Source organism: uncultured Rikenella sp., from assembly GCF_910577125.1.
Taxonomy (GTDB): domain Bacteria; phylum Bacteroidota; class Bacteroidia; order Bacteroidales; family Rikenellaceae; genus Rikenella.
The window spans coordinates 19,730-30,535 of record NZ_CAJTMN010000017.1; the positions used below are offsets into that span (position 1 = coordinate 19,730).

The following is a 10,806-nucleotide window of genomic DNA, read 5'->3' on the forward strand; positions in this document are numbered from 1 at the left end:
GGCGGATCGAACGGGCGGGCTCTCCGATAGACGGAGAGCCCGCCGCGTTTTTCGGCGCGGATCTGTCCGTTGCCGCCAAGTCCGCGGGAAAATCGTATTTTTGCACCGAACGAAACCTATCTTAACTCTCCGGAAATGAAACTTTGGCAGAAAAACGGCACCGATACGGCGGAAGTAGACCGCTTTACCGTCGGCCTCGATCGCGAAATGGATCTCTCTCTGGCGCGCGCCGACCTGCTCGGCTCGCTGGCTCACACGCGGATGCTGGCGACGATCGGGTTGCTGGCGCAGGACGAGCTGGCCGACGTGCAGCGGGAGCTGAAAGCGATCTACCGGACGGTGGAGCAGGGGGATTTCCGGATCGAGGAGGATGTCGAGGATATCCATTCGCAGGTCGAGCTGCTGCTCACGCGGCGGATCGGCGAGACGGGCAAGAAGATCCACAGCGGCCGCTCGCGCAACGACCAGGTGCTGGTCGATCTGCGGATCTATCTGCGGCGCGAGATTTATGAGATCGTCGGCGGGGTCGAACGGCTCTTCCGCACGCTCCAGCGGCTGGCCGACCGCCACAAGGAGGTCTTGATGCCGGGCTATACCCACCTCCAGATCGCCATGCCGTCGAGCTTCGGCCTCTGGTTCGGCGCTTTTGCCGAGGCGCTGGTGGACGACCTGGCGATGATGGAGGCGGCCTATCGGATCTGTAACCGGAATCCGCTGGGGTCGGCGGCGGGCTACGGATCGTCGTTCCCGCTCGACCGCGAGATGACCACCGAATTGCTCGGGTTCGACTCCATGGCCTACAACGTGGTCTATGCCCAGATGGGGCGCGGGAAGACGGAGCGGGTGTTGGCGCAGGCGATGTCGGCGGTGGCGGCGACGCTCAACAAGCTGGCGACGGACAACTGCCTCTTCCTGTGCCAGAATTTCGGCTTTATCGCCTACCCGCCGGAGCTGACCACCGGGTCGAGCATCATGCCGCACAAGAAGAATCCGGACGTGTGGGAGGTGATGCGCAGCAAGTGCAACCGCCTGATGGCGCTGCCGAACGAGATCGCCCTGATGACCACCAACCTGCCGACGGGCTACTTTCGCGATCTGCAGCTGTTGAAGGAGGTGCTTTTCCCGGCGATTCGGCTGCTCGGGGAGTGTCTCGGGATGGCGGACTACATGCTGCAGCACATCGAGGTGAAGCACGATATCCTGAACGATCCGAAATACGACTATCTGTTCAGTGTCGAGGTGGTCAACCGGCTGGTGCTGAGCGGCGTACCGTTCCGGGAGGCCTATCGGCAGGTGGGGCTGGAGATCGAAAACGGGACGTATCGGCCTTTGCGGGAGGTGCACCATACGCATGCGGGGAGCATCGGGAATCTGTGTCTGGATCGGGTGGATGCGTTGATGGCGGAGGCGTTGGGCCGGTTCGGGTTCGACCGTTTCCTCCGGGCGGAAGAGGAACTGGTGGCGGAGGGATAACCTGAGTTTGGTTCATATCCATGCTAAATCTTTATTGCCGGGAACTCCTCGCTGCCTCGGGCCGAGCGGGTTTTCGGCAATTTTTGTCGGACGCGCTAACATGTTTCTGTCGATATGAACTCCCTCCTCAGGACGTACATCCGGTTCCTGAAGCGCAACAGGCTCTACACGTCGATCTGCCTGTTCGGCTTTGCGGTCTCCCTGACGTTCGTCATCGTGCTCGGCTTCTATGTCAGACAGGAGTTGTCGGCGGATGCGTTCCACGCGAATGCCGACCGGATCTATCTGTTCGGACATGACGAGCTTATACGGCGGCCAATCCGGTCGGGCCGTATCTGAAAGAGCGTTATCCGCAGATCGAGAATTTTGTGCGGGCTACTTCGCTGGAACTGAACGTGGAGGTCGACCCGCAGACGATCATCCGGACGCGGACGGTCTTTGCCGATTCCTCTTTTTTCGACGTCTTTTCTTTTGGCCTGGAGGCCGGAGAGGCCTCGCAGGTTTTGGTTCCCCGGAATTCCGTCGTGATCTCGCGGGCTTTTGCGAATCGGTTCTACGCCGGTGCGGATCCCGTGGGGAAAGAGCTGCTGCTGTACGGACAGAAGCATGCGATCACGGGCATTATGTCCGACATCCCGCACCGGACGCACTTCCCGGAGGTCGATCTGATTGTCAATTACAACAGCCTGGCTTTGTTCCAGGGGCAGAATGTATTGCAGAGTTGGGGAAATTCGAGTTTCGCCTTGTATCTGCTGGAGAGACGGGGCGCGGATCTGCCGGGGCAGAAGCAGCGCATCACGGAGGATCTGAAACGGGATTATTGGCTGTTTAAAGAGGGATTCTCGAAAAATGTCAAGCCTCTGCTGATCGGGAAGTTGGGCGACGGGGAGATACCCTCGTCCTATATCGTCCGGGTGCATGCCTCGGCCGACCTGTACGAAACGGCCCGGACGATCCGGGAGGTCTATGCCGAGTTCACCCATAACCAGCCGGCGGAGCTGGTGTTCGCCGACCGGGAGGTTGCCGGCCGGCATACGGCGGAAGAAAGGTTGTCGCGGTTGATGGTCACCTTTGCCGCCTTGACCGGTCTGATTCTTATCATGGGGATCTTCGCCATGTCGCTTTATCTTGTCCGGCAGAGAGCCCGGGAGATCGCCGTTCGAAAGGTCAACGGGGCGACCGTTCCCGAAATACTGCGGATGCTGAATGGGCAGGTCGCGCGGAAGGTGGTGGCGTTCGTTATTGCCGTGCCGGTAGCGGTGTACGGGATGGATAAGTGGCTCCAGAATTTTGCGTATAGAATCGATTTGGGATTTTGGGTGTTCCTGCTCTCGGGGGTGATCGTCCTTGTGGTCACATCCCTCATAACGACTCTGCAGAGCTGGAAAACTACCTGCCAAAATCCGGTGCTGCTGCTCAAAAATGAATGACAATGGTTGTAGTGTTGTTTTTTGAATATAAATTCATATATTTATTTCGCGTTTTGGTTAATTGCGTGGGGGATGGGTCTATTAATTAAATTTATCGCAGTATGAAGCACAAACTACTCTTGTACGGTTTGTCGGCGGTGGTTGCAGGCGTCCTGGTCTGGGCCTGCCGACACGAACGTTTCGGGGCGGATGGACCCGATGCCGTCGAACCGACCCTGACGGTCGGCGAGGCGCAGGACTTTTTCGAATGGCAGTATGCGCAGAGTCTGCCGACGATGACCCGGGCGTCGGGAGACCGTCCGGTGGGGATGTTGCCGGGCGATTTCACACCGCTGTGGAACAAGGCCCGGATCGGCGCCAACCGGGAGATGGACGGTGCCGACGTGCCGATCGACCCGCACTTTATCTTTACGGCGGTGTTTCGCCGGGTGAACGAAAAGGGGGACACTGTCCGGCGGACGGTGGACATCACCCAGAAGCTGGTGGTGAAAAAATGGCGGGACACCTCGGACTACAAGGCGTTCTGCTACATTGCCTCGATCGTTCCGACGCCGGAGTACTATGCCCGACACAAGGATATCGCCCGTGAGTTCCGGTATGCCGGATCGAAGGGTTTGTTTTCCGGTTTTGTGGTCTACCAGACGCTGGATGGGGTGCCGGTGGCGATTTCGGATTATCGGGACGGTCGGGTGGTGCGACACGACTATTTCCCGCGGGTAACCCGCGAGAATGCGGACAGTGTGATGACGGTGATGGACGAAGTGATGGAGGATGTCTCGTTCCAGGCCGGTACGCCGACGGCTTACCTGTTAAACGCCGAAGATATATTAGATTGGGGAATTGTTTCGGAGGATGTGACCGTAACGGCTCCGCATACGAGTCGGCCGTGGATTATTACAGTGACTTTTAATCCTCGTCCGACCGGATTGCCGACCGGAAATCCGAATCCGATCGAATACACCTCTCCGATTATCATACGTCCTTCCGGCAGTGGAAATCACAATACTTCTACCAATCGGGGAAATCCGACCAAAATAGATATCAAATGCAACGACAATGACGTCAGTGCCAAAAAAGCCTCGACGCAATTGTTTACCCTTTTGAGCGGATGTTCCAAGAATGCCAATATAAACAATTGTATTGCGTTCTCCGATTTTGAAGCCATGATGAAAAAACGTCCCGATGTCGAACACTCGACGGTGTTGCAAGGATATACAACTGGAGGTATATTGCTTCAACCCATCCAAAGCGCGAATACTCCGGATGAGGACGTCATTATCTCCTCTTCCGAATATACGATTGCCATGGTGCACAGTCATCCGACGGCACATATGACTCAACCCTCCGCCCGGGATATTATGGTTTTGGCCGAGTCGTTGCAAGATTCGAAGCAGATGCAAGCCAGCTTTGTCTTTGTCGGGAAAGAGGTATATTGCCTGCAAATTACCGACCCGGACAAAGCCTTGGCGTTTTATCGGAATAATCGTCTGAATGGCAATGAGTTTGATGAAGATTGTTCTGCGGGGCGATTGTGGAAAGATGCCAGTATGCGGATGAGTTCGATTCAAAATGTATCGGATAACGAACGTTCTTGCGCGGCATTGGCTTGTGTTTTGGATCGGGGAGATGCGGGAATCATACTCTCCAAAAAAGGTGCGGGGGCATCCCAATTCGAAGCGTATGGCGTGAGTACGAATCAAAAGGGAGAATATTTCCCGACCATTTGTAAATAGAATTTAACCACTTAATTACAAACAGATGATGAGACGCATGATATTTCTGTTGTTGTCGATATTCTCGATGACAGCCGTCCAGGCTCAGCAACAAGTAACGTTGGCTGAATGCGGCGGCGATACGGTGACCTATGTAAAGCGAAACTTTGTAGAGGGGAAAGCCCGGTTTATCGGACAGCCTTTTTCCAAACTGGTCGAAGAGTGGAGAACGCAAATTCCTGTCGGCTGGATACTCTTTTCGAATACGGGGAACTGGCCGACCAAGGACGAAGACAAATACTTGGTTACGGGAGCGACACTGTATTTTATTACGGAGGAGGAGAAAAATTTAAGGGTGATGCAAAGAAAAATGTATGCAACGATTCACGCCTCTTTTGCCCCTCCTTATCGTCATAATTTTTATGATTTATGTCGCATTGAAGAAGAGGATAGCCTCCCGTTAGGGCCTAAGTTGTACGAATGTTTGAAGGATTATATCGTTACGGATGTGTCGTTCCTGAATGCTTTATGAGACGCATGATATTTCTGTTGTTGTCGATATTCTCGATGACAGCCGTTCAGGCTCAGGAAAAAGTAACGTTGGTCGAATGCGGCGGTGATACGGTGACCTATGTAAAGCGAAACTTTGCAGAGGGGAAAGCCCGGTTTATCGGACAGCCATTTTCTAAACTGGTCGAAGAGTGGAGAACGCAAATCCCTGTGGGGCGGATACTTTTTTCAGATACGGGGAACTGGCCGACCAAGGACGAAGACAAATACTTGGTTACGGGAGCATCGCTGTATTTTATCACTGAAGAAGAAATGAATTTGAGAGTTATGAAGAAACAGCCTTATGCCTCTATTTCAGTGGATTTCGCTCCTCCTTATCGGCATAATTTTTATGATTTATGTCGCATTGAAGAAGAGGATGGCCTCCCGTTAGGGCCTAAGTTGTACGAATGTTTGAAGGATTATATCGTTACGGATGTGTCATTTTTTATGATGAAGTGGTAATGTTTTCTCGAAGCTTTTCGGTTGCAAGAGGGGGCTTCCGTTTGAGCTGAAATAGTTTTTATAAGATTTCCCCGGCACCGTTCGCAGCAAAAATCCGGATCCATCTCTCTTGCGAACCCGTGCCGGGGATTTTTGTATCTTCGAAAAATCCGTATGATTCACCGTCCACATATCTCTGCCGTATGGCAAATCTTGTTCGGTATGCTGATCGTCTGCTGGCCGCTGTTCGACACCGGTGCGAGCGGGGCTGTTACGTCGGAGAGACTCCTGCTGACCGGTGTTGCGCTGGGGTTGTTCGCGGCGGCGGTGCTGACCGCGGCCTGCACCGGGGCGCGCCGGCCGTGGAACTGGGTGGATGGGGGAGTGGGGCTTTGTGGCGGATGGTTTATCTTGCAGGTGGCCTTCATCGGGCCGGGCGAGACCGATCCCTATCCGGTATTGACCGGCTTTGCGGGTTTTGTCGCCTATGGTTTTTTCCGGATGGCGGGAACGGCCGGATTGCTGCCGGCGATCTTCGTCTCCGGACTCGTCCAGAGCGGAATCGCGTTCGCTCAGTGTGCCGGGTGGGTCGTTTCGAGACATTCGTATTACGGGCTGACCGGTTCGTTCCCCAATCCGGGCCCGCTCGGCGGATGGCTGTGTGTCGCGATGCTGGCGGCGGCGGTGCTGGCGGAACAGGCCGGACGCGAGGGGCGGAAAAGTCAGGCGGTTCTCTTCGGAGTCGGCGGGCTGGTCATCGGTATCGCTCTGTGGCTGACCGATTCCCGGGCGGCATGGGTCGGTTTGGCCGTGGCTCTTTTTTCGACTCTCCCGGGCCGGCGATTTCGCTGTAAACGCTCGATACTCTGGACGACGGCGGCAGTGGGGGTGCTCGGTGTCGGGCTGTTGTACGGCTACAAAAAAGAGTCGGCGGACGGGCGGCTTCTGATTTGGCGGGTGTCGGCGGAGGTGATTGCGCAAAGGCCGCTTGTCGGCCATGGGATCGGTACCTTCCCGGAGCGTTACATGTTTGCACAGGCGGACTATTTTGCCCGGAATCCCGGGTCGCGTTTCGTTGCGGTGGCCGACCAGGTGAGTGTGCCGTTCAACGAACTGATCGGCATCGTCTGTGAACAGGGGGCGGTCGGAGGGGTGTTGGCGTTGTTGCTTGTCGGAGCGGCGCTGTGGGGCGGAGGGACCGAAACGCAGAGGCAGGGGAGGGTATTGCTGGTGGGGCTGGGGGTGTTCGGTCTGTTTTCTTATCCGCTGACTTTTCCGGCTTTCGGGGTGGTGGCGGGGGCGATACTGGCCCGATGTGCGAACCGTCCGGCCGTATCGGGGCGGACGGTCGCTTGGCGGGCGGCGTTACCGGTCGGACTGGTTGCGGCGCTCGGCGGGGCCTGTGTGTTGTGGGCGATCGGTCGGGCCGGCAGAACGGATAGAAGTCATTACGTCCGGCTGCAAAAGGTCTCGGAGCGGATGCGGCGGTACGATCCGGCCGCTTTGCCGTGGCTGGAACGGCAGGCCCGGCGGTTGCCGGTCGCGGAATTCTATACGGATTTGGGGGATCGGCTGCTCGAAGCGGACAGCATCGACCGGGCGGCGGATTATTATCGCCGGTCGGCACAGATGATTCCTTCCCGGTTACGGCCTTATGACGGTCTTTTCCGGATCTATCTGCGGACGGGGCAGACGGATTCGGCAGCGGTCGCGGCCCGGAAAATCGTGACCATGCCGGTGAAGGTCGGCAATACCGCGACGATTCGCATACGTCGCTCAGCGGCCGGGTGGCTCGAAGCACAACGGGCGGAGTGAGCAAGGGGCTTTGCCGGTCGTGGGGTTAGAAGTAGGGGGGCGATTTAAGTGTAGTTCAGGGTAGAGGCTGTCTGTTAGGGTAGACCCGGCCATTTGTGAGTGCGACCCGCCCCGTTTATTCCGAGAGGCAACGCAACTGAAAACCGTGGGCGCGATTGTGCGCGTTGCCGGGGTAGAGGTGCTGTGTGCCAAAGTCCAAATACAGCACCGTGACGGTTCATCGGCGTATACGACCAACTGTACCCGCGGCCGACATACCTTGCTACGCCCTCCCAGCCCGCGCGACCGAAGTCGCGGCAGCCCGGGGCGGGGTGCTGCGGCTCACTCGAACACCAGCTCGCGCGTGTCTTCGTCCACCGCCGTCAGGCGAATCCGCATCGCCTCTTCGGGCAACAACTCCTCGATCTTCTCCGGCCACTCCACCAGACAGAGGTCGCCGCTGAAGAAATACTCCTCGTATCCGAAATCGTAGGCCTCCTCCACCGACCGGATCCGGTAGAAATCGAAATGGTAGACCGTCTCCTCTTTCGCCGGTTCCTCGCCCGCAGGCGAAGCTGCGTGGTAGGAGTTCACGATGGCGAACGACGGACTGGTCACCTCCTGGGCATCTACGCCCCGCTGGCGGCAGATCTCCTTGATCAGGGTCGTTTTTCCGGCTCCCATCGCGCCGTAGAAGGCGATGATCGTCGCTCCGCGCGAGGCGGCCTCGTCCAGTACGGCTTCCGCCGCCTCCGGCAGGTCGGACAGGCCTTTGATCGTGATCGACTGTGTGGTGGGGTTGCGTTTCATGGGTGCAAGATACGATTTTCGGAGCGAAAACGGTCTATTTCGGGTTCAGGACGATGTACGGCACCATCATCTCTTCCATCGAGATGCCGCCGTGTTGGAAGGTGTTTTTGTAGTACCGCACGTGCTGGTTGAAGTTGTTCGGGTAGACCAGGAAGTCGTGGTCGTAGGCGAAGATGTAGGTCGAAGTGAGGTTCGACTTGGGGAGGTGGGCCTCCTCGGGGCGCGTGATGGCGAAGACCTGCTTGGCGTCGTAGTTGAGGTTGCGTCCGCTCTTGTAGCGCAGGTTCGGCGAGGTCTCGCGGTCGCCGATCACCTTCACCGGGTTGTCCACCCGGATGGTGCCGTGGTCGGAGGTGATGACGATGGTGTGTTCGCGTTCCGAGAGCTGCTTCATGATCTCCCACAGGTCGGAGTGCTCGAACCACGACCGGGTGAGCGACCGGAAGGCGACCTCCTCTTCGGCCAGCTCGCGGATGATTTCGCTCTCGGTGCGGGCGTGGGAGAGGATATCGAGGAAGTTGTAGACCACCACCGAGAGGTCTACGTTCGAGAGCCGGTCGATGTTTTCGAGCAGTTTTTTCCCCTGCTCCGGCCGTACGAGCTTGTCGAAGCTCATCCGGTAGGGTTTTCCGAGTTGCTGGAGCTGTCGCCGGAGGAACTCCTCTTCGTAGCGGTTCTTGCCTCCCTCCTGGTTGTCGTTCAGCCAGAGGTCGGGCATCAGTTTCGAGATGGCGAGCGGGGTCAGCCCGGCGAACAGGGCGTTCCGGGCGTACTGGGTCGCGGTGGGCAGGATGGCGCAGTAGAACTCTTCGCCGGCGATGTCGAAGTAGTTGTGCAGCAGGGGCCGGATCATCAGCCACTGGTCGTACCGGAAGTTGTCGATCAGCAGGAAGGTGGTCTTTTTCGATTTGTCGACCACGGGGAAGAGTTTCTGGCGCAGGAGGGTGTGTGACAGTACGGGTCGTTCGGGGTCGTTGTCGTCGAACCAGCCGAGGTAGTGGTCGCGCACGAAGCGGGCATAGAGGTCGTTGGCCTCTTTGAACTGGTAGGAGAGGATCTCGCGGACGCTGCTGTCGTTGGATTCCGAGAGCTCGATGTCCCACTGGACGAGGCGGCGGTAGATGTCGAGCCATTCGCCGAAAGTCCGGGCGCCGGAGAGCGAGACGGAGATCTTGCCGAAGTCGGAGCGGTAGTCGGCGGTGCTCTTTTCGGAGACGAGCTGCTGCTGGTGGACGTTTTTCTTGATGGAGAGCAGCACCTGGTTCGGATTGACGGGTTTGATGAGGTAGTCGGCGATTTTCGAGCCGACGGCTTTGTCCATGATGTTCTCTTCTTCGGACTTGGTGACCATCACGACGGGGGTCGTGGGGGCGTGCTCTTTGATGCGGGGCAGGGTTTCGAGTCCGGTCATTCCGGGCATCATCTCGTCGAGGATGATGAGGTCGAAGGGGCGTTGCTGCACGAGCTCGATGGCATCGTAGCCGTTGTTGCTGGTTTCGACTTCGTAGCCTTTGTTCTGCAAAAACAGGAGGTGGGGTTTGAGGAGTTCGATCTCGTCGTCCACCCACAGTATCCGTACGTTGGTCATATCTTTCTCTTTTGCAGGGGTTATCTTATTTTCGGTCGGGTTGCCGTCGGTGCGGTGTGTCGGATGTCCCCGCCCCGGGCAACCGCCATTCGAGCTCGGGCGATCCGGTGGGCGTCGGCAACCACGGGTACAGTTGGTCGTCCGCGTCCTACGCTTCGGTCGACCACTACCGTGGCATGTACTTGAACTTCAACGCGACGGCACTCTATCCCAGCAACGCGGACAGCCGCGCCTACGGTTTTCAGTTGCGTTGCCTCTCGGAATAAACGGTGCGTGCCGCACTCCCAATTGGCAGCCTCTACCCTATTGGGCCGACACAGCCGCAGCGAAACGCAAGTTTCGCCCGTCCACGCACCCACAGGGTGTTTTGTTAGGGCTCACTTCGCCTTACCAAGTGGGGCCCGCGCGGCCCGAGCGCAGTTCCGTCCGGCTCGAAGCTCGACAGTCGCCCGCCCGCCTGAAGCAAGCATTGACAAGCCCGCGCGCCGTCGCCTTAACTGGAAAATCATTCAAAAGCGGGGTACGCTTTTGAATAAGATTTTCCAAGGCGCGCGGGAAAAACAAGACCGAACCCTGCGCCCCGTCTGGGGCGCGCGGGCCGGATTCACCCATAGCAGGAGAAAGGCATTGCATCTTTTACTGGTAGCCGCTACCGTAGTACCTGACTTTCTTCATGCGGCCGGACGCTCGGGAGCGACCGCAATTCTCAACGCGCAAGCGGTGTGTTGCGGGCCTCCCGTGGGGAGGCGTCCGGGCGCGGCTCTGCGAGCCGCAAAAACTTGGCCCAATTCTCTGCCATTCGTCCTCGGCACGCCTCCCCCGCGCCGGTGCCTTCGGGCACTCCGAAATAGCAGCCTCTACCCCAAGACCGAGGCCGGCGGTTCTCTCGGAATCGCGTTTGTTCCAGTCTCACCGCAGTTCGGCGCCAGCGGAGTGCGCAACGAGCTTTGGCGAGTTGCAGCCCTCCGCCTGCCGGGGCGTCGGACTGCGCGACCCTGCGGGTCGC

10 protein-coding genes are annotated in these 10,806 nt (G+C 57.8%); 8 read left to right on the forward strand and 2 right to left on the reverse strand.

Annotated elements, in window-relative coordinates; genetic code table 11:
• The first annotated feature begins 135 nt into the window (after nucleotides 1-135).
• The 7 genes from argH (at nucleotide 136) to QZ292_RS03550 (ending at nucleotide 7,423) form a co-directional block, all read left to right on the forward strand.
• Entirely contained in the window at nucleotides 136-1,473 is a 1,338-nt protein-coding gene (gene argH, locus QZ292_RS03520) for an argininosuccinate lyase (protein WP_294597916.1), read from the forward strand.
• Nucleotides 1,474-1,587: 114 nt separating this feature from the next.
• Entirely contained in the window at nucleotides 1,588-1,812 is a 225-nt protein-coding gene (locus QZ292_RS03525; RefSeq protein ID WP_294597918.1) for a hypothetical protein, read from the forward strand.
• On the forward strand, nucleotides 1,809-2,903 hold the full coding sequence (locus tag QZ292_RS03530) for an FtsX-like permease family protein (RefSeq protein ID WP_363324056.1): 1,095 nt from the start codon (nucleotides 1,809-1,811) through the stop codon (nucleotides 2,901-2,903). Before QZ292_RS03525 ends, QZ292_RS03530 begins: the two co-directional genes overlap by 4 nt.
• Before the next feature lie 101 nt (nucleotides 2,904-3,004).
• Nucleotides 3,005-4,636 (forward strand): hypothetical protein, encoded by a 1,632-nt coding sequence (locus tag QZ292_RS03535; protein ID WP_294597924.1) that lies wholly within the window; start codon nucleotides 3,005-3,007, stop codon nucleotides 4,634-4,636.
• A gap of 25 nt (nucleotides 4,637-4,661) precedes the next feature.
• Nucleotides 4,662-5,147: a hypothetical protein gene (locus tag QZ292_RS03540; RefSeq protein ID WP_294597927.1), complete on the forward strand. Its 486-nt coding sequence runs from the start codon at nucleotides 4,662-4,664 to the stop codon at nucleotides 5,145-5,147.
• Nucleotides 5,144-5,629, forward strand: a complete 486-nt coding sequence (locus QZ292_RS03545; protein ID WP_294597930.1) for a hypothetical protein — start codon at nucleotides 5,144-5,146, stop codon at nucleotides 5,627-5,629. Before QZ292_RS03540 ends, QZ292_RS03545 begins: the two co-directional genes overlap by 4 nt.
• 201 nt (nucleotides 5,630-5,830) lie before the next feature.
• The gene (locus QZ292_RS03550; protein WP_294597932.1) at nucleotides 5,831-7,423 is read left to right on the forward strand and encodes an O-antigen ligase family protein; all 1,593 of its coding nucleotides are present in this window, start codon (nucleotides 5,831-5,833) and stop codon (nucleotides 7,421-7,423) included.
• A gap of 321 nt (nucleotides 7,424-7,744) precedes the next feature.
• On the opposite strand, the gene tsaE is transcribed toward QZ292_RS03550, so the two are convergent.
• Nucleotides 7,745-8,212, reverse strand: coding sequence for a tRNA (adenosine(37)-N6)-threonylcarbamoyltransferase complex ATPase subunit type 1 TsaE (gene tsaE, locus QZ292_RS03555; RefSeq protein ID WP_294597936.1), 468 nt, complete (start codon nucleotides 8,210-8,212; stop codon nucleotides 7,745-7,747).
• 34 nt (nucleotides 8,213-8,246) lie between these two features.
• Nucleotides 8,247-9,800 (reverse strand): response regulator, encoded by a 1,554-nt coding sequence (locus QZ292_RS03560; protein WP_294597937.1) that lies wholly within the window; start codon nucleotides 9,798-9,800, stop codon nucleotides 8,247-8,249.
• A gap of 107 nt (nucleotides 9,801-9,907) precedes the next feature.
• On the opposite strand from QZ292_RS03560, the gene QZ292_RS03565 reads away from it, so the two are divergent.
• Nucleotides 9,908-10,066, forward strand: coding sequence for a hypothetical protein (locus QZ292_RS03565; protein WP_294597943.1), 159 nt, complete (start codon nucleotides 9,908-9,910; stop codon nucleotides 10,064-10,066).
• Nucleotides 10,067-10,806: the final 740 nt, after the last annotated feature.